Source organism: Mesorhizobium sp. P2_B11, assembly GCF_056404855.1.
In genome coordinates, this window is sequence record NZ_JBFUDF010000002.1 from 351,615 (window position 1) to 371,206 (window position 19,592).

At 64.5% G+C, this 19,592-nt stretch carries 13 protein-coding genes; 7 read left to right on the forward strand and 6 right to left on the reverse strand.

What is annotated here, in order from left to right:
• The first annotated feature begins 105 nt into the window (after positions 1 to 105).
• Entirely contained in the window at positions 106 to 717 is a 612-nt protein-coding gene (locus AC1DYJ_RS06100) for a LysE family translocator (RefSeq protein WP_477288861.1), read from the forward strand.
• Positions 718 to 864: 147 nt separating this feature from the next.
• Here the strand turns inward: AC1DYJ_RS06100 and AC1DYJ_RS06105 are convergent, their stop codons facing one another.
• On the reverse strand, positions 865 to 1,428 hold the full coding sequence (locus tag AC1DYJ_RS06105) for a peroxidase-related enzyme (protein WP_477288863.1): 564 nt from the start codon (positions 1,426 to 1,428) through the stop codon (positions 865 to 867).
• 131 nt (positions 1,429 to 1,559) lie between these two features.
• Between AC1DYJ_RS06105 and AC1DYJ_RS06110 the strand changes: the two genes are divergently transcribed.
• Positions 1,560 to 6,350, forward strand: a complete 4,791-nt coding sequence (locus tag AC1DYJ_RS06110) for an NAD-glutamate dehydrogenase (RefSeq protein WP_477288865.1) — start codon at positions 1,560 to 1,562, stop codon at positions 6,348 to 6,350.
• A 190-nt stretch (positions 6,351 to 6,540) separates the two neighbouring features.
• Positions 6,541 to 7,920 carry an MFS transporter gene (locus AC1DYJ_RS06115; RefSeq protein WP_477289503.1) on the forward strand — a complete coding sequence of 460 codons (1,380 nt, stop codon included), beginning with the start codon at positions 6,541 to 6,543 and terminating at the stop codon, positions 7,918 to 7,920.
• 136 nt (positions 7,921 to 8,056) lie between these two features.
• Here AC1DYJ_RS06115 and purH read toward each other — a convergent pair whose 3' ends face one another.
• The 4 genes from purH to htpX form a co-directional block, all read right to left on the reverse strand.
• Complete coding sequence (gene purH / locus AC1DYJ_RS06120) at positions 8,057 to 9,673, reverse strand: bifunctional phosphoribosylaminoimidazolecarboxamide formyltransferase/IMP cyclohydrolase (RefSeq protein WP_477286324.1); 1,617 nt, start codon at positions 9,671 to 9,673, stop codon at positions 8,057 to 8,059.
• Between the two features lie 105 nt (positions 9,674 to 9,778).
• Complete coding sequence (locus AC1DYJ_RS06125) at positions 9,779 to 11,503, reverse strand: heparinase II/III family protein (protein WP_477286326.1); 1,725 nt, start codon at positions 11,501 to 11,503, stop codon at positions 9,779 to 9,781.
• Between the two features lie 344 nt (positions 11,504 to 11,847).
• Positions 11,848 to 13,233, reverse strand: coding sequence for an RsmB/NOP family class I SAM-dependent RNA methyltransferase (locus AC1DYJ_RS06130; RefSeq protein ID WP_477286328.1), 1,386 nt, complete (start codon positions 13,231 to 13,233; stop codon positions 11,848 to 11,850).
• Positions 13,224 to 14,246 carry a zinc metalloprotease HtpX gene (htpX, locus tag AC1DYJ_RS06135; RefSeq protein WP_477286330.1) on the reverse strand — a complete coding sequence of 341 codons (1,023 nt, stop codon included), beginning with the start codon at positions 14,244 to 14,246 and terminating at the stop codon, positions 13,224 to 13,226. Before htpX ends, AC1DYJ_RS06130 begins: the two co-directional genes overlap by 10 nt.
• A gap of 105 nt (positions 14,247 to 14,351) precedes the next feature.
• On the opposite strand from htpX, the gene AC1DYJ_RS06140 reads away from it, so the two are divergent.
• Entirely contained in the window at positions 14,352 to 14,558 is a 207-nt protein-coding gene (locus tag AC1DYJ_RS06140; RefSeq protein ID WP_477286332.1) for a DUF1674 domain-containing protein, read from the forward strand.
• Between the two features lie 8 nt (positions 14,559 to 14,566).
• Here AC1DYJ_RS06140 and AC1DYJ_RS06145 read toward each other — a convergent pair whose 3' ends face one another.
• Positions 14,567 to 15,232 carry an HAD-IA family hydrolase gene (locus AC1DYJ_RS06145; protein WP_477286334.1) on the reverse strand — a complete coding sequence of 222 codons (666 nt, stop codon included), beginning with the start codon at positions 15,230 to 15,232 and terminating at the stop codon, positions 14,567 to 14,569.
• A gap of 184 nt (positions 15,233 to 15,416) precedes the next feature.
• Here AC1DYJ_RS06145 and AC1DYJ_RS06150 point away from each other — a divergent pair, with 184 nt between their 5' ends.
• From AC1DYJ_RS06150 to AC1DYJ_RS06160, 3 genes are all read left to right on the forward strand, one after another.
• Positions 15,417 to 16,286: a transglutaminase-like domain-containing protein gene (locus tag AC1DYJ_RS06150; protein ID WP_477286336.1), complete on the forward strand. Its 870-nt coding sequence runs from the start codon at positions 15,417 to 15,419 to the stop codon at positions 16,284 to 16,286.
• Positions 16,287 to 16,579: 293 nt separating this feature from the next.
• Positions 16,580 to 17,941: a TadE/TadG family type IV pilus assembly protein gene (locus AC1DYJ_RS06155; RefSeq protein ID WP_477286338.1), complete on the forward strand. Its 1,362-nt coding sequence runs from the start codon at positions 16,580 to 16,582 to the stop codon at positions 17,939 to 17,941.
• A 365-nt stretch (positions 17,942 to 18,306) separates the two neighbouring features.
• A complete protein-coding gene (locus AC1DYJ_RS06160; RefSeq protein ID WP_477286339.1) occupies positions 18,307 to 19,575 on the forward strand; it encodes a class I SAM-dependent methyltransferase in 1,269 nt (422 codons plus the stop codon).
• The last annotated feature ends 17 nt before the right edge of the window (positions 19,576 to 19,592 follow it).

Sequence of the window (19,592 nt, forward strand, 5' to 3'; positions counted from 1 at the left end):
GTTCGCCGCCCAAAGGAGAGTTCCGCCCCGCCGGTGCTACCGTCGCGGGAGCAACTGCGCTAACGTCAAAGTTGAACAGACCTTCTCAGCTAGAGACCCTCGGCCATGCACCTCACCTCGCTGCTCATCTTCGCCGCCGCTTTGTTCGTCGCCGCAGGCTCGCCTGGTCCGTCGATCGCAGCACTCGTCGCGCGCGTCATCTCCAAGGGTTTCCGCGATGTGTTTCCGTTCCTGCTCGCCATGTGGATTGGCGAGGGCATCTGGCTGTCGCTGGCGGTGTTCGGACTGGCCGTCGTTGCGCAGACTTTTCACTTCGCCTTCGTGGTCGTGAAATGGGTTGGCGTCGCCTATCTGGCTTACCTTGCTTTCAAGATGTGGACGGCGCCGGTCGACGCCAGGGAAGGCGAGATGCCACGCGAGGATTCGCCGGCAAAACTGTTCTTTGCCGGCATGGCGGTGACGCTCGGCAATCCGAAAATCATGATGTTCTATCTGGCGCTGCTGCCAACCATCATCGACCTCGCTTCGGTCAGCATTGTCGGCTGGGTCGAGCTGACGGCGACGATGGCGGTGGTTCTCATCGCCATCGATCTCGCCTGGGTGCTCGCGGCCTCGCAGGCGCGCAAGCTCTTGAAAAGCAAGCGCGCCATGAAGATCGCCAACCGCCTCAGCGCCACGACGATGGCCGGCGCCGCAGCGGCCATCGCGGCGCGATAACCTTCCCCTCGCCCCGTTTACGGGGAGAGGGTGGCCCGAAGGGTCGGGTGAGGGGCAGCGCAGCGCTCGACCCAACTGACAAAGGGTGATGCCGCCCCTCATCTGCCTGCCGGCACCTTCTCCCCGTAAACGTGGAGAAGGAAGCCTTCACCGCGCCATGGCGTGGTATTCGTCGTTCGGCCGCATGTCGATCGCCGCCGCTACGCGGTTGGACATGTTGAAGAAGGCGGCGGTCGAGGCGATGTCCCAGATGTCGCGGTTGGTGAAGCCGGCGTCACGCAATGCTGCCCGGTCGGCCTCGACGATCTTTGCCGGCTGTTCGGTCAGCTTCACCGCGAATTCGAGCATCGCCGTCTGCTTCGGGGACAGATTAGCGGCGCGGAAATTCATCACCATCATTTCGCCGAAGGCGGGGTCACCCGACAGCTGGCGCACCGCCGCGCCATGCGCGGTCAGGCAGTAGTAGCAATGGTTGATGGAGGAGACGACGACCGCGATCATCTCGCGCTCCAGCTTCGACAGGCCGGATTCACCCAGCATCAAATCATTGTAGGTGTCGGTGAAGGCGCGCAGCTTCTTCTCGTCGAAGGCATAGGCAAGAAGCACGTTGGGAACCAGGCCGAGCTTTTCCTCGCATTTGGCGAAATAGGCTTTTGTCGCCTCGCTCAGCTCCGCGATGCCGAGATCGAGTGCGCTGATTTTGCCGGACATGGGGTGCTCCTCCTCGTTCATTACCACCTGACCGCCGAATTCGGATAATTCTCGGCAAGCCGTCAAACCTTTGTCGCCAAACGGCGGTCATCTGCTACCATAGTCGTAAAAGCATATGACGGGAGGACATCATGGCGAGCGTGAAATCCGCAGCTAAGTCGAAGAAAAAAGCCACAGCGGCGGTGAAATCCGAGGACAGGCCGGGCAGGCTTGCCGACTATCTGCTGGCCCGCGCGCCGGCTGAAGACATTGCAACCTACGACGCCGCCGACCTCGAGCGTGCCGCCGATCTTGCGGGGCAAGCGGTCGCGGTCCACAAGAAGGGCCACAGCGTCGTTGCCGTCGATGCCGATTCCGGCGTCTCCCGCGAGGGTCGGCCGGTGACGGTCATCACCGTCGTCAACGACAACATGCCGTTCCTGTTCGATTCGATCCTCGGCGAGATCACCGAGACATCAGGCGAACCGACTTTGGTCACCCATCCGGTCATCGTCGTGCGCCATGGCAAGGCCGGCGTCGACGAGGTCCTCGGCGACGGCGGCATCCTCAAGGACGACGGCAATCACGACCGGCTGAGCGTTGTCCATGTCCACATCCCGCGCCTGACGGCGGAACAGGCGAACGCGCTGGCCGAACGCTTGCGCAAGATGCTGAACCAGGTGCGCGCCGCGGTCAGCGACTGGAAGCCGATGCTGGCCCGTCTCGACCAGGCGATCTCCGAGTTTCGCTATTCAGCGGTGCCTTTGGACAAGAAGAGCGTCGCCGAAGCGATCGCCTTCCTGGAATGGCTGCGCGACGACAATTTCACCTTCCTCGGCATGCGCGAGTTCAAATACACCGGCGGCGCGGAGAGCGGCAATCTGGAACGCGCCGACAAGCCCGGTCTCGGCATCCTCTCAGACCCGGATGTGCTGGTGCTGAGGCGCGGCACCGAGGCGGTGACGACGACGCCGGAAATCCGCGCCTTCCTGCACGGGCCGGAGCCGCTGATCGTCACCAAGGCCAACGCCAAGTCGCTGGTGCACCGGCGCATCTATCTCGACTATATCGGCGTCAAGACCTACACCGCCAAGGGCACGCTTGCCGGCGAACTGCGCATGGTCGGCCTGTTCACCTCGACCGCCTACACGCGCTCGGTGATGAAGATCCCGTATCTGCGGTCGAAGGCCGAAACCATCATCGCCAAGTCCGGTTTCGACCGCCACGACCATTCCGGCAAGGCGCTGATCAACGTGCTGGAAAGCTATCCGCGCGACGAACTGTTCCAGGTGCCGGTGCCGGTCCTGAAGAAGCACGCCGGCGCCATTCTCGGCCTGATCGAGCGGCCGCGGGTGCGGGCGCTGGTGCGCGTCGACCAGTTCGACCGCTTCGTCTCCATCCTCGTCTTCGTGCCGCGCGACCGCTATGACAGCGTCGTGCGCGAGAAGGTCGGCACCTATCTCAAGACTGTGTTCGAAGGCCGTTTGTCGGCTTACTATCCGGCCTTCCCCGAAGGCGGGCTGACGCGCGTCCACTTCATCATCGGCCGTTCCGGCGGCAAGACGCCGAAGGTCGATCAGGCGGCGATCGAGGCGGCCATCCGCGACATCGTGCGCACCTGGGATGACGCGCTGGCCGAGGCGGCGGAAGACGGCGGCAGCGATCCGTCGCTGAAGGCGATCGCCGCGCGGCTTCCCGAGAGCTATCGCGACTCCTTCAGCGCGGCCGTGGCGCTGGCCGACGCCGGGCGCATCGCCAAGATCAGCGCCAGCAATCCGATCGCCATCGACTATTACCGGCATGCCGAGCAGAAGCCGCACCAGGCGGCGCTGAAAATCTACCACCACGGCAGCCCGGTGGCGCTGTCGCGGCGTGTGCCGGTGCTGGAAAACATCGGCTTCCGCGTCATCAGCGAGCGCACGTTCGAAGTCGACGAGGAGGGCGGCGACACCGTCTTCGTCCACGACATGGAACTGGAGAACAGCTACGGCAAACCGATCGACCTCACTGACGGCGGCGCACTGTTCGAGGACGCCTTCCTGTCGGTGTGGCGCGGCGATGTCGACAATGACAGCTATAACGGCCTTGCCCAGACCGCCGGCCTGTGGTCGGGCGAAGTCACCATCCTGCGCGCCTATGGCCGCTACCTTCAGCAGGCCGGCATTCCGCAAAGCCAGGATTTCATTGCCGCCGCGCTCAACCGCTATCCCGACATCGCGCGCGGCCTGCATGCGCTGTTTGTCGCCCGCCTCGGCCCGACGGCCGCGACGGAAGGCGTCGTCGCCGCCAAGCACCTCAAGGCCAAGATCAAGGACGCCCTGGAAGAGGTGCCCAACATCGATGACGACACCATCATCCGCCGCTATCTCAATTTGATCCAGGCGTCGCTGCGCACCAACCATTTCGTTGCCGAAACGAAGGCGCGAGGCCAATCGCTGGCGATCAAGCTGGACTCGCAAGCCGTCGAAGGCCTGCCGGCGCCGCGGCCATGGCGCGAAATCTTCGTCTACGGTTCCGAAGTCGAGGGCGTGCACTTGCGCTTCGGCCCGGTGGCACGCGGCGGCCTGCGCTGGTCGGACCGCGCCCAGGACTACCGCACCGAAGTGCTCGGCCTGGTCAAGGCGCAGCAGGTCAAGAACGCCGTCATCGTGCCGGTCGGCGCCAAGGGCGGCTTCTTCCCCAAGCGCCTGCCCGCAGGCGGCAGCCGCGACGCCATCTTCGAGGCCGGCACGTCGGCCTACAAGAACTTCGTCTCCAGCCTGTTGTCGATCACCGACAATATCGGCCTGGACGGCGTCATCCCGCCTGCCGGCGTTGTCAGGCGCGACCCCGACGATCCCTATTTCGTCGTTGCCGCCGACAAGGGCACGGCGACCTTCTCCGATACCGCAAACGCTATCTCCGAGAAGCACGGCTTCTGGCTCGACGACGCCTTCGCCAGCGGCGGCTCGGCCGGCTACGACCACAAGAAGATGGGCATCACCGCCAAGGGCGCCTGGGAAGCGGTCAAGCGGCATTTTCGCGAGATGAACCGCGACATCCAGACCTCACCCTTCACCGTCGTCGGCGTCGGCGACATGTCGGGCGACGTGTTCGGCAACGGCATGCTGTTGTCGCCGCAGACCAGGCTGATCGCCGCCTTCGACCATCGCGACATCTTCATCGATCCCGATCCGGACAGGGTGGCCTCGATGGCCGAGCGCGTGCGCATGTTCGCGCTGCCGCGCTCGTCCTGGCAGGATTACGACAAGACCAAACTGTCGGAAGGCGGCGTCATCGTCTCGCGCAGCCAGAAGTCGATCACGCTGCCGCCGGCCGCGGCAGCGGCGATTGGGCTGACCAAGACCACGGCAACGCCAGCAGAGATCATGACCGCCATCCTCAAGGCGAATGTCGACCTGCTCTGGTTCGGCGGCATCGGTACGTATCTCAGGGCCTCCAGCGAAACCAACGCCGAAGTCGGCGACCGCGCCAATGACGCCATCCGCATCACCGCGCTCGATGTCCGGGCGAAAGTGATCGGCGAAGGCGCCAATCTCGGCGTCACCCAACGCGCCCGCATCGAGTTCGGGCTTGCCGGCGGCCGCTGCAACTCCGACGCCATCGACAATTCCGGCGGCGTCAACTGTTCCGACGTCGAGGTCAACATCAAGATCGCGCTGGCTTCCGCCATGCGCAAGGGATCGCTGACCCGGCCGGCGCGCAACAAATTGCTGGCCGAGATGACCGACGAGGTCACCGGGCTGGTGCTGTCCAACAATTACGAGCAGACGCTGGCGCTTTCCATCGCGCGCAAGCGTGGCCTCGCCGACATCGCGCATCAGAGCCGGTTCATGACGGCGCTGGAGGCGCGCGGGCTGCTCGACCGCGCCGTCGAGACACTGCCGTCGCCGGCCGCCCTTGCCGAGCGCGAGGCGCGCGGCGAGCCGCTGACCCGGGCCGAGCTCGGCGTGCTGCTTGCCTACGCCAAGATCGTGCTGTTCTCCGACATCGTCGCCAGCGACGTGCCGGACGATGCGCATTTCGACCGTGACCTGATGGGCTATTTCCCCGACCGGATGGCGAAGAAATACGCCACCGAGATCCACGGTCACCGGCTGCGCCGCGAGATCATCGCCCGTGTCGTCGCCAACGACCTCGTCAATCGCGGCGGTCCGTCCTTCGTCAACCGGCTGCAGGAAGCGACAGGCCGCACCGCCGCCGACGTCGTGCGCACCTTTGCCGTGGTGCGCGACGGCTTTGGCTTGCCGGCGCTCTACCGCGAGATCGACGCGCTGGACAGCCAGATCGACGGCCAGGCACAGCTCGACCTCTACCAGTCCGTCAGCCGGCTTATCTTTGTGACCAGCGGCTGGTATCTGAAGAACGATGCCGGCACCGCGGCGCTCGGCCAGCGCATCGCCGAACTGCAGGAGGCGCGCAAGGCGTTGGAGCCGAAGCTCGTCTCGCTGCTGCCGGCCTTCTCGCGTGAACGGATCGAGGAGCGGCGGCACGGCCTGTTCAAGGCCGGCGCGCCGGAGAAACTGGCCGAAAAGCTTGCGCTGGCCGATCTGGCGGAACTGATCCCCGATATCGCGCTGACGTCGCGCATGGCCAATGCCGACATCGTTGCGGCGGCCAAGGCGTTCTTCGCCGTCAGCGACGCCTTCCGCATTCCGCGCGTCGAGGACGCGGCGCGGTCGATCACGCCGTCGGACTATTACGACCAGCTGGCGCTGTCGCGCGCCACCGACACGATCGGCGCCGCCCGCCGCGGTATCGCGGTGGCGGCTCTCACCGGCCATGCCGGCACGGCGGACCCGGTGGCGGCATGGCTGGAAGCTGGCGGCGAGCGCGTGGCGCGCATCCGTGAGCGGCTGCAGGCATTGACCGAAGGCGGCGACATCACTGTGTCGCGGCTGTCGGTGGCGTCGGGGCTGATGAGCGATCTGACGGGGATGTGAGGCCTTACCCTCCCCCTTGTGGGGAGGGTCGCTGCGAAGCAGCGGGGTGGGGGTGCGGCACCGACCCCCACCCGGACCTGCGGTCCGACCTCCCCACAAGGGGGAGGTAGGGCGTCGCGCTTGTTATTTGCATGAGCATTCGAAACATGCAGACATGGCGCCCGACACGGGCGGAGCAGGGATTTTCAGCATGGCGGCGGTAGAAACAGTGCAGCGGGCATCGGGACGCGGCATCTGGGGATGGATGTTGTTCGACTGGGCGGCGCAGCCGTTTTTTACCGTCGTCACCACCTTCATCTTCGGCCCGTATTTCGTCTCGCGCATGGCCAGCAATCCGGAAAGCGGGCAGGCCGCCTGGGGATATGGCATCGCCGCGGCAGGGCTGGTCATCGCCGTTCTGTCGCCGATCCTCGGCTCGATTGCCGACCAGACCGGCCCGCGCAAACCCTGGATCGCCTTCTTCGCCTCGATCAAGATCGTCAGTCTTTGCCTGTTGTGGTTCGCCGCGCCGGGCTCGAACCTTTTCCTGGTGGTGCTGTTCTTCTCTCTGGCATCAGTGGCGGCGGAATTCTCGACGGTGTTCAACGATTCGATGATGCCGCGCCTGGTGCCGAAGAGCGAGATCGGCCACATCTCGAATATGGCCTGGGGCCTTGGCTATCTCGGCGGCATGATCGCGCTGATCTTCGTCGTCACCTGCCTCGCCGGTTCGGCCGAGACCGGCAAGACGATCATCGGCATCGATCCGCTGTTCGGGCTCGACCCGAAACTCGGCGAAGATGCGCGCGCCACCGGGCCGCTGTCGGCTGGCTGGTATTTCCTGTTCATCCTGCCGATGTTCTTCTTCACGCCGGACGCCATCAAAGGCATTCCGATCGGGCCTGCGGTGCGCGAAGGCCTGTCGGAGCTGAAGTCGACGCTGACCGAAGTGCGCCAGCGCAAAGGCATCTTCCGCTTCCTCGTCGCCCGCATGATCTACCAGGACGGCGTCAACGCGCTGCTTGCTTTGGGGGGCACCTTTGCGGCGGCGATGTTCCACTGGTCGATCACCGAGATCGGCATGTTCGGCATCATCCTCAATGTCGTCGCCATTGTCGGCTGCCTGGTTGCCGCATGGCTGGACACCGCGCTCGGCTCCAAGACCATCGTGATGATCTCGCTTGTCCTGCTCAGCCTCGCCACCATCGGCATCGTTTCGACCGGACCTGGCTACACGCTGTTCGGCGCCTGGATGATGCCGGGCGCCGACAGCGGCGGCCTGTTCGGCACTGCGGCGGAAAAGGCCTACATCTTCTACGGCCTGTTGATCGGGTTGGCCTTCGGGCCGGTGCAGGCGTCGTCGCGTTCCTACATGGCGCGCAGCGTGACTGCCGCCGAATCCGGCCGCTATTTCGGCATCTATGCGCTGGCCGGACGCGCCACGAGTTTCCTGGCGCCGTTCATGGTGGCGTCGATCACGCTCGCCAGCGGCTCCGCACGGCTCGGCATGGCTGCCATTGTGCTGTTTCTGGGCGTGGGGATCGCGATATTGATCTGGACGCCCTATCCGGCGGATCAGCCGGTGGAGTGAGCATTACCCTCCCCCTTGTGGGGAGGGTCGATCCGCGAAGCGGATCGGGGTGGGGGTGCGGCGCCAGTCACCCCACCCCGGTGCGCTCGCAAGCGGGCGCACCTACCCTCCCCATCGAGGGGAGGGTAAAGAGGCGCTAATGCCTAAAGTGCCTGACGCCCGTAAACACCATCGCAATGCCATGCGCATCCGCGGCGGCGATCACATCGTCGTCGCGCATCGAGCCGCCGGGCTGGATCACCGCCGTGGCGCCGGCTTCTATGGCTGAGATCAGCCCGTCGGCGAAAGGGAAGAAGGCGTCGGAAGCAACCACCGAGCCTTTGGTCAGCGGCTCCGCCAGACCTGCCGCTTCCGCCGCATCGAGCGCCTTGCGGGCGGCGATGCGCGAGGAATCGACGCGGCTCATCTGGCCGGCGCCGATGCCGACCGTGGCGCCGTCTTTGGCGTAGACGATGGCGTTCGACTTGACATGCTTGGCAATGCGGAAAGCGAATTTCAGGTCGGCCAGCTCAGCCGCCGTCGGCGCGCGCTTGGTCACCACCTTGAGTTCGAGGTCGTCGACCACGGCATTGTCGCGGCCTTGGACGAGCATGCCGCCGGCGACGGACTTCACCGTTGTGCCGGCAGAACGTGGATCGGGCAGGCCGCCGGTGACCAGCAGGCGCAAATTCTTCTTGGCGGCAACGATGCGGACTGCGTCTTCCGAGGCGTTCGGCGCGATGATCACCTCGGTGAAGGTTTTCACGATCTCCTCGGCCGCTTCGGCATCGAGGATGCGGTTCATGGCGACGATGCCGCCAAAGGCCGAGACCGGGTCACAGGCCAGCGCCCGTGCATAGGCCGCCGTCAGCGAATCGCCTTCGGCAACGCCGCAGGGGTTGGCGTGCTTGATGATCGCCACCGCGGCGCAGCGGTTGGGGTCGAATTCGCCGACCAGTTCGAAGGCGGCGTCGGTGTCGTTGATGTTGTTGTAAGACAGCTGCTTGCCCTGCAACTGGCGGGCCGTGGCGACGCCCGGACGCTTGTCGCCATTGACATAGAAGCCGGCGCTTTGATGCGGGTTCTCGCCATAGCGCATCACGCTCTCCAGCCGGCCGCCAAAGGCGCGCCAGGTGGGATGCTCGATCTCCAGCGTCTCGGCGAACCAGCCGGAGATCGCCGCATCGTAGCTGGCAGTACGGGCAAAGGCCTTGGCCGCCAGCTTCTTGCGGAAATCCAGCGACAGCGAGCCGATGTTCATCTCCAGCGCATTGAGCACCGCGGCATAGTCGCCGGGATCGGTGACGATGGCGACATAGGCGTGGTTCTTGGCCGAAGCGCGGATCATCGCCGGGCCGCCAATGTCGATGTTCTCGACGATCGCGGCATAGTCGGCGCCGGAGCGGCGGACCTCCTCGAACGGGTAGAGGTTGGAGACAAGAAGATCGATCGGCTCGATGCCGTGATCGTGCATCGCCTTGATATGCTCAGGATCGTCGCGCACGCCGAGCAGCGCGCCATGCACCGAGGGGTGCAGCGTCTTGACGCGGCCGTCCATGATCTCGGGAAAACCGGTCAGTTCGGAGACATCGCGCACGGCAAGGCCGGCTTCGGCAATCGCTTTTGCCGTGCCACCGGTCGAGACCAGCTCGACGCCAGCCGCGGCCAGGCCTTTGGCGAAGTCGATCAGCCCGGTCTTGTCGAAAACCGAAAGCAGCGCGCGGCGGACCGGAACGAGGTCAGGTGCCGGAATGTTCTTGGCGGCGACGGCCATGGGCTGGCGGCCTTTCAGGGCTGATTGGAGAGCGTTGCCGGGCCGTAGCACATGAGGTCAGGAAATCAAGCCGGAAGCTCGATCAGCCGGCGCCGGCAATGACACTCAGTTGTTTTCGGGGTAGCCGGCGATGCGGGTGCGCGTCAGCTGCCAATGGACCTCGGCAATCTCGGACGCCTTGAACGCCAGCATGATCTGGCGGCAGCGGCGCGGGCCGCCAAGGCCGGCGAAATAGATCGATTCCTCCACCTCCGGTATCACTTCCGAGCAGGTGAACACCCAGGTGTCGGCTTGGTCGGCGGTCAGCACCAGGCGGTCATGCTCGTCCTGCAAAAGGTTGATGTCGGGGTGGATGTGGAAGCGCACCACGACGAAGTCGCGGCCATTGTTGCGGATGGCGGCGCCGCCGGGGCGCAAAAAGCGGTCCCTGCCGGCGAGCACATTGCCCTCGCTCGACAGTTTCATCTCGCGCTCATGCAGGAAGCCGAAGCGCTGGATATAGCCGTCATGGCGGGCGATGAAGCCTTGCGTGCCCTTCTGGTCGATGCGTTTGCACGGCACCTGCTGCGGGCCGCCGAGCAATGGCGTGCCGAGCAGGTCGTTGACGCGCAGCGAATGGGAAAAGCGCGCCGACGAGGTGTCGTTGATGGTGGCGGTCGAATGCGCCGCGGTGGCGCGGGCCAGCGGCCGGAATTCGGCGGCGCCGTAAGTGTCTATGCCGGCATTGACGACATAGTGCTGGCGGCCCGAGGACAGTTCGAAGGCGAGGCACCCGGCATGCGCGGCGTTGGAGACGTCGACGGGCGGCGCCGCGCCGGTATCGGCAATCACGGTCACGCCGCCCATCGACAGCCGCTCATAGCCGGAATGCGGCGCGTGCAGCAGCGGTGCGCCGGCGGTGTCGTCATGGCGCAATATGGTGGCGATGCGATCGTGGATGGTGGCTCCCATGCCGTTGAAGCGGGCGAGGCTGCCGTCCTGGTGGCGGAAGAAGCGCAGCGCCGGCAGCATGCGGTCGATGGCGCCCATAAGGGCTGCCGGCGGCGTCTCGGCCTGGTTGGCATAGGTCTGGCGCAGCGGCAAAAGGTCGGCGAGAAGCTCGAGCACAGCCATCGGATTGCGCGAAATATGGCCGCCGTCGGGAAGGATCTGGCGGTCGAGCTCTTCCGCCAGATTGCGAGTGGCGCCACGCAACGCCGAGGCCGGCGCCGGCAGCGACAAAGCGGCGAAAGCCAGCGCAATGCGGGCGCGCAGCCTGTCCTTGCCATCCGGCATTTCGCGCGCCATCGAGCGGAGGTAGCGGATCTGCACCGCAAGCGATTTCAGGAAGGCGCGATAGAACGGAAATTCGGCCCCTTGTAGGACAACCGAGGAATGTTGCAGCCAGGCGATGACACGCTTGGCGGTGGTGCCGGGCTCCCAGGCGATGCCGGAAATCTGGTTGCCGTGCATGGCGATCCAATCGGAAACCAGCGCACGGGCATTGGCGGCGGCAAGCTCGGTGCCGGCGGCGCGCATGTGGCGCAGCCAGCGGAAGCCGTGCAGCGTCTTCACCCAGCCGCGATTGGGAACGTCGATCTGAAACGGCGATTTGCCGCCGGTCTCGACCAGGTGGCCCGACAGCGGGTAGCGGCCATAATAAATCTCTAGCGCGATCTGCGGGTCGGCGAGCCTGAGGTCCGGCGGAGCAATCAGGACGCGCTCCGGCGTGCGTCCGGAATAGCGCCAGCGATAGACCGGCCCTGCGCGCAGGCGCCGGCGCGTCTTGCGCCAAAACTCCTTGGCGACAAGCGTCCACAGACGTGTCGTACTGCCGGCAGCCAGTGCCAAAACCCCTCCTCGTCACCTAGTGATAGAGCGCGATGTTGTCCGAAAACCGCGTCATACTTTTAGGCATCATGCTCCAGTACCCCAGCACAAGCTTATATGATTCAAGAACTTATGCGAAGTCGAATTCGGCCGACGTGAAGGGCTTCACGCTGCCGGCGGCCAACCTACCCCGAAAAAAGTCGAGCGATTTCCGGGGCTAAAGCTGCAATCCGGTATTGTCTTGCAGTTGTAGAGAGAACGAAACTCGCCGAGCAAAAGTTTTGCGATCGGCCGAACAACGCAGACGAATATGCGCCACGGCATGGATTCCGGACTGTGCGGTCCGTGGTCCGTGCCGACAAATCCTAGGCGACACGCCGCATGCGGGCAGCGAAGAAGCCGTCCAGGCCGGAAATGCCCGGAGAGGCGAGATCGAGATCGGCTGGTGTGGTGCGCAGCGTGCCCTGGCTGGTCAGGAAAGCATCGAGGCCGGCGATCTCGCCCGGCTGCAACGGATCGTCGGCGACGGTCTTTGTGCCGGCCAGAAAGGCGCGATAAAGATCTTCGCCTTCGATCGGGTCGAGCGAGCAGTTGGAAAAAACAATCCGACCGCCCGGTTTGACCAAGGTGACGGCGCGGGCGAGCAGCTTTGCCTGCAGGTCGGCGAGCTTTTCGACGTCGGCCATGGTCTTCGTCCACGGCACGTCGGGATGCCTGCGCACCGTGCCGGTGGAAGAGCAGGGCGCGTCAAGCAGAACCGCGTCGAATAGCTCCGCCGGCTGGTATTTCAGCAGATCGGCCTGGACGATCTCCGCCGACACGCCGAGACGTTCGAGGTTCTGCGTTAGTCGTGCCAGCCGGTTCTTCGAGGTGTCGACCGCCGTGACCTTGGCGCCGGCAAGGATCAGCTGTGCGGTCTTGCCGCCCGGGGCGGCGCAGAGGTCGGCGACGCGCAAGCCGCTGACATTGCCGAACAGCCGCGCCGGAAAACTGGCGGCGGCATCCTGGACCCACCAGGCGCCTTCCTCAAAGCCGGGCAGTTCGGTGACGGAGGCGCTGAGCTTTTCCACCCGGATCGTGCCGGTCGGCAGCACGATGCCGCCGAGCTTTTCGGCCCAGAGTTCCGGATCGGCCTTGACCGTGAAGTCGACTGGCGCCTCGACGCGATGCGCGGCGAGAATCTGTTTCGTCCTGTCGGCGCCATAGGCCGCCTTCAGCCGGTCGGAAAACCATTTTGGCGCTTCGTCGGTGGCGGCCAGCGCTGCCGGCAATTCGCTGTCCTTGGCGCGTGCCAATGTGCGCAGCACGCCGTTGACGAGGCCGGAAAAGCGCTGCGTGCGCGGATCGGACTTGGCGTGGGTCACAGCCAAATCGACAGCAGCGCTGTCGGGAATGTCGAGAAACAGGATCTGCGCCGCCGCCACATGCAGTATGTGTGACAGGGCCGTGGCGTTGGGCGGCAGCGGCTTTTCCAACCGACGGGCGAGGAGCCCGGCAATGGTCATGCGGTAGCGCAGCGCCGTCACCAGTATGGCGCGCACCAGGCCGCGATCGCGCAGGTCGAGTGCCTTGTATTGCGGATGGCCGTTTTCGTGATCGGTCAGCCCATCGAGCGGCGTGCGCGCATCGATGACCGCGGCGAGCAGCCGCGCCGCCGCCTTGCGCGCGGCAAGGCCGGCGACGGACTCATCCGGGCTGTTTTCACGATTGCCTGAATGTGCGGGCCGGCCTTTGGCGCCGCTCACGACCACGGACCTTTGGGTCCGGTCGGGTTACGGCCCCACGGGTTGGGCTTTGGCTTGGCCGGTTCCGTCGGCAGCTCAGGCTGCGCAGCCTTGCCCCATGGACCTTGCTGGGTATCCGCCTGCAAGTCTTCCGCCGGCTCGGGCGGCGGCGCCTGGCGCGGCGCCTGCTGGCCGCCAGCCATGTCGCGCGCCATCGCCTGCAACGCGGCGATGCGGTTGTCGGTGTTCGGGTGGGTCGAAAACAGGCTGTCCATACGCTCGCCGTGCAAGGGATTGATGATGAAGAGATGCGCGGTCGCAGGGTTGCGCTCGGCATCCGGGTTGCGGATGCGTTCGGCGCCGCGGGCGATCTTGTCAAGCGCTGATGCCAGCCAGAGCGGATTTCCAACGATTTCGGCACCGCGCCGATCGGCCTCGTATTCGCGCGTGCGGCTGACCGCCATCTGCACGATCATGGCGGCGAACGGCGCCACCAGCATCGCCACCAGCACGCCGACAAAGCCGAGCGGGTTGTTGTTGCGGTTGCCGCCGAAGAAGAAGGCGAAATTGCCGAGCATCGAGATCGCGCCGGCGAGCGTCGCGACGATGGTCATGGTCAGCGTGTCGCGGTGCTGGATGTGGGCAAGCTCATGCGCCATCACAGCCGCCACCTCCTCATGCGAAAGCCGTTCCAGCAGCCCGGTCGAGGCTGCGACGGCAGCGTTCTCGGGATTGCGGCCGGTGGCGAAGGCGTTGGGCTGCGGATTGTCGATCAGATAGGTCTTCGGCATCGGCAGGCCGGCCTGCTTGGCCAGCGCTTCGACGATGGCATAGAATTCGGGCGCGTTCTTCGCGTCGACCTCGACGGCGTGGTTCATCGACAACACCATCTTGTCGGCGTTCCAGTAGCTGAACAGATTGGTGGCGGCGGCGACCAGGAAGGCGATCATCATGCCGCCGGTGCCGCCGATCAGAAAGCCGACGCCCATGAACAGCGCCGTCATGGCGGCCAGAAGCATGGCGGTGCGTAGCGTGCTCATCGTCTGCTCCGTTTGCGGCCGTGGCAAAAAGGGGTCGATCCGGGTGTCATCATCGCTATATGATGGGAAACGCCACCTCTCGTTTCAATCCGCCGGAACTATCGCATGACCGAAGAAACCAGCAAAGCCGACGCCGACCGGGAGAAGGACCTGACACCCGCTGCGCGCCGCGCGCTGGCCGAGGCCAAGGCGCGCCGTGAAGCGTATAGCCAGAAGGAAGCCACGTTGCCGAAGGAAATCGGCGGCCGCGGTGGCAAGGAACCCGGCCGCTATGGCGACTGGGAGGTGAAAGGTTTGGCTACGGACTTTTAGGCGCAGTGTTAAGCCGCGCTGCGTTGCGCCTCCAGCGACATCCAGCCGCTGTCGTCGATGGCAATGGAAACGGCGTCGTAGCCTGCAATCGAATTATGCTGCGTAGCCATTGGGTGCTGGTGGGTGGCGCTGATCACCATCACTGACGCGCCCGCGGCTTCCGCCGCGGCGATGCCGGCCGGCGCATCCTCGAAGACCAGGCAGTCGCCAATATCGACACCGAGCCGTTTTGCCGCCAGCAGAAAACAGTCGGGTGCCGGCTTGCCGTGCGAAACATCCTCGCCCGCGACCATCAAGGCCGGAACCGGGATGCCGGCCGCCTGCATGCGCAGCAGCGCTAGCGGGCGCGGCGCCGAGGTCACGATCGCCCAGCGCTCGGCCGGCAGGGCGTTGAGGAACGGCACGGCGCCGGCGATCGGCAGCACGCCTTCGACATCGTCGGACTCGGCCTGCAACAGCACCAGCGCCTCGTGCACCGGGTCGACGCCGGGAAGCGCCAGCCTGGTGATGGTCTCGACCGCGCGCACGCCATGGATCGTCGGCAGGAACGTTTCGACGTCGAGACCGTGCTTGCGCGCCCACGCCGCCCAGACGCGCTCGGCCGAAGCAATCGAATTGAGCACCGTGCCGTCCATATCGAAGAGGAAGGCGGCGAATTTTCTGCCTGCAAACATCAAATTATCCAAAGGGTTTTCGGGAGTGTTTCGGGGAGGGTCAAAACCTGTCTTTCGACCGTAACGCCATGGCGTGTGCCTGGGAAGGCGCGGGCAGTCTTTTCGATCGCTCCAGGGAACCATGACCCGGCTTCTGGCGTTTGAACCAAACTGTCTTCCACGACGAAATGACGGGGGAATCGCCATGCTGATCCGGCTCGGCTACGAAATCGCCATTGAATGCACCAATGCCACGCCGGTCATCTCGCTGCTCGAAATCCACAGCGAACGGCAAGCCGACATCAAGCGGCAGACGCGCGTGCTGACCTCACCTTCGGTGCCGAGCAGGCTCTATCACGACCTGTTCGGCAATGCCTGCCGCCGCTTTGTCGCGCCCGCCGGCAATTTCCGCATCCTCTACGATGCTGCCGTCGAGGACAGCGGCGAGCCCGATGCGGTCAACACGCTGGCCAGGGAAGTGCCGGTGGCGGAACTGCCGGACGATGTGCTCGGCTATCTCCTCGGCAGCCGCTATTGCGAGACCGATCACCTAAGCGGGCTGGCCTGGCAGCTTTTCGGCCATCTGCCGTCCGGCTGGGCGCGGGTGCAGGCGATCGTCGACTATGTCCATAACCGGCTGTCCTTCGGCTACGGCTACGCACGGCCGACGCGCACCGCGGCACAGGCGCATGAGGAGCGCGTCGGTGTCTGCCGCGACTTCGCGCATCTGGCGATTACGCTCTGCCGCTGCATGAATATCCCGGCCCGCTACGTGAACGGCTATCTCGGCGACATCGGCGTGCCGCTTGATCCGGCGCCGATGGATTTCTCGGCCTGGATGGAAGTCTATCTCGACGGCAAGTGGTACACGTTCGATCCCCGCCACAACAAACCCAGGATCGGTCGCGTCGTCATCGCGCGCGGCCGCGATGCGACCGACGTGCCCCTGTTGCACAGTTTCGGCCCGCATCAACTCAGCCTGTTCAAGGTCTGGACCTATGAGCAGGAGGGCAAGCTGTTCAATCCGCCCTATCACGGCGTCGACAAGACGGTCAGCGCGCACATGCTGGCTTAGAGCGGTTCGCGACCGAGAATTGATCCGCTTCGACACACTGTGTCTCCCGGACATCTGTGCCGGATCGGGACCGGGATTTGGCATGCGGCGGGTCATGGTAAGCACTTCGTAAACGAAGTCGCTTCGGTGAATTTCCGTTTACCGCTCGTTCACCTTGCGGCGATCCAGAACGAAGCAAAAACAATGGCTTGACCGATGGCTGGCTGCTTGCGCGGAGGCAACCGCGCGATCCGGCCGGAATCCTGCATTGGGCTTCCTGCGGCGACGAGGCCGAGGTGATCGGGGGCTAAAGGATGCGGAATTACGAGGGTCTTGTTCACGCCGCTGGCGATTTCGCCAGGGATCGCGGTGGAAGTTTCGCGGTGCTGTTCGGCCTTGCCGCTTCGGTGCTGGCACTCGGCGTAGGCTTTTCCGTCAACATCGCCCAGATCTACAATGCCAAATCGAGCCTGCAGGGCGTGGTCGATGCCGCTGTCACCTCGACAGCGCGCGACCTGACCACCGGGGTGATCAAGGAAGCCGATGCCAACAAGTCGGTGCAGGCCTTTCTCGACGCCAACAGCATGGCCGGCATACTGCAGGCCAACCAGGTCGTTCTCGACAAGCTGACCGTCGACAGGACCGCCAATACAGTGACGGCCGACGCACATGCCGATGTCGCGCTCTACTTTCCGTTGTTCAGCATCGGCGACATGCAGCGTGTCGGCGCTTCGACCACCGCGCTCTATTCCGACAAGACCATCGAAGTTTCGATGATGCTCGACGTCACCGGCTCGATGGCCGGCCAGAAGATCAAGGATTTGAAGGCAGCGGCCAGCAATGCCGTCGATGCGTTCCTCGCCGGTCAGGACATGTCGAAGCCGCGGGTGCGCGTCGCCATCGTCCCCTACGCCAATTCGGTCAATGCCGGCACGCTTGCCGCCAGCAGCGTGTTCGTCGAAACCAAGTCCAGCCAGCGCAAGCAGGCTCCCGCCAATGACGACCCGCAGGCCGTCTCGTCATCGGCGCGTCCGGACAATTGCGCCACCGAGCGCAAGGGCGCCAACCAGTATACAGACGCCGGCCCCGATGTAGGCATGGTCAATCGCGATTATTTGCTGTCGTCCTTCGCGCTGAACACCGGAACGGCGGCCTGCCCGGCAGCGGCGCTGATGCCGCTGACGGCCGACGCCAACGCGCTCAAGAGTGTGATCAAGAACTTCGCCGCCTCGGGCGGCACCGCCGGCCACATTGGGGTGCAATGGGCCTGGTACATGCTGTCGGAAAACTGGGGCAGCGTGATGAAGGCCTCGCAGCGGCCAGCCAAGATGGATCCGAAGAAGGTCGCCAAATTCGCGATCCTGATGACCGACGGCGAGTTCAACCTGTCCTATTTCGATGCCACCACGGTCAATGACGTCTACAACGACGCCGGCAAGGAACCGACCCGTACGGCAGCCAAGACCTTGTGCGGCGCGATGCGCAACAAGGGCATCGAGATCTTCACCATCGGCTTTGATCTCACCGAGAAGAACGCAAAGGCGACCTTGCAGGATTGCGCCAGCCCGGACACCGGCAGCATCAAGCATTTCTACCAGGTTGCCAGCGGTACCGAACTCAACGATGCCTTCCAGGCCATCGCCCGCAACATCGAGAATCTGGCGCTGACCAAGTAGCGGTTCGGCTGGCTGCAAAGGAAAAGGCCGCCGCTTCTTGACGAAGCCGGCGGCCTTCCGTGTTTCCGTCCATGGCGCGGCCGATGGCGGCGACCGAAGTCACCTACCGCGCTTCTCGCGCCTTAACGGGAAGTCTGCTTCCCGAAAGTGCAATCCGCTGAGGCCACGTTCTGGAAAACGAAATCACTCGACATCGGATCACCTCCTTTCGATTTGTTGAACACAACAGAGATGATGGGGTGCGTCGCAGCAAAAGACAAGATGCCGGTTTGAAATAGCCGGGGGGCTCCGTCCGTGCGCCGGGTTGCGAACGGCCGCCGGGGCGGGCAAACTCCCGCTGGGGGACCAGCATTCGGAGGAATGGCATGGAGGCAGCGGAAAAGGCCGCGCGCATCGTGCGAACGGTTATCGAAACGCTGAAGCCGGGTTTTGCGGTCAGGCTGTGGACCGGCGAGCGGATTGGCCCCGCCACCGGTCCGGTGCTCACCATCAACGACCAGGACATTGTCTGGCAGGTGGTGAAGCGGCCGTCTCTGTCGACGCTGATCGAGATGTGGATTTCCAAGACGATCGACATCGAAGACGGGACAATTTTCGATTTCTACGCCCTGCCGTCGCAAGGCAAGCTGAGAACCAAGATCAAGTCGCTGCCGAAGCTGGCGATCCTGCGCGACCTGCCGGCGGTGCTGTTGTCACGCAAGCAGATGAGCGCGCGGACCGATCTGTCGGGGCGCAATCCCTATGTCAGCGGCTCGAGCCAGGAAGCGATCCAGCATCACTACGACATTTCGAATGCCTTCTACCGACTCTTCCTCGACGAGCGCATGGTCTACAGCTGCGGCTACTTCAAGGATTTCGCCAACGGCATCGACGAGGCGCAGGCCGACAAGCTCGACCATATCTGCCGCAAGCTGCGGCTGAAGCCTGGCGAAAAGCTGCTCGACATCGGCTGCGGCTGGGGCGCGATGCTGATTCATGCAGCAAAGAACTACGGCGTCGTCGGCCATGGCGTGTCGCTGTCGCAGGCGCAGACCGACCTCGCCCGCGAACGCATTCGCGCCGAGGGACTGGAAGACCGCATCACCATCGAGATCAAGTCCTATGCCGAGCTTACCGGCTCCTTCGACAAGATATCGTCGATCGGCATGTTCGAGCATCTCGGGCTTGCCAACCACGACACCTATTTCAAGACCGTCCATCGGCTGCTGAAACCGGGCGGCATCTACCTGCACCACGCCATCACAAGGCGCAGCAAGGGCGATTTGAAGAAGACCCTGCGTAAGGGGCCGGAGTTCAAGGCGCTGCTCAAATACATTTTCCCCGGCGGCGAACTCGACACAATCGGCATGACGCTCGGCAATTTCGAGGCGCATGGCTTCCTGGTCTACGACGTCGAGAATTTGCGCGAGCACTATGCACGCACCTGCCGGCTGTGGGCCGAGCGGCTGCAGGCCCGCTTCGACGAGGCGGTCGCGGAGGTCGGCGAGGCCAAGGCGCGGCTGTGGCTGCTCTATCTCACCGGCTGCTCGATCACCTTCGAGCGCGCCTCGGCGCAGATTTTTCAGACCGTCGTCACCAAACGCGCACGCGGCCCGAGCGGCCTGCCGCCGACACGCGCGGATCTGTATCGGTAGCGAAGGCCTGATCCGAA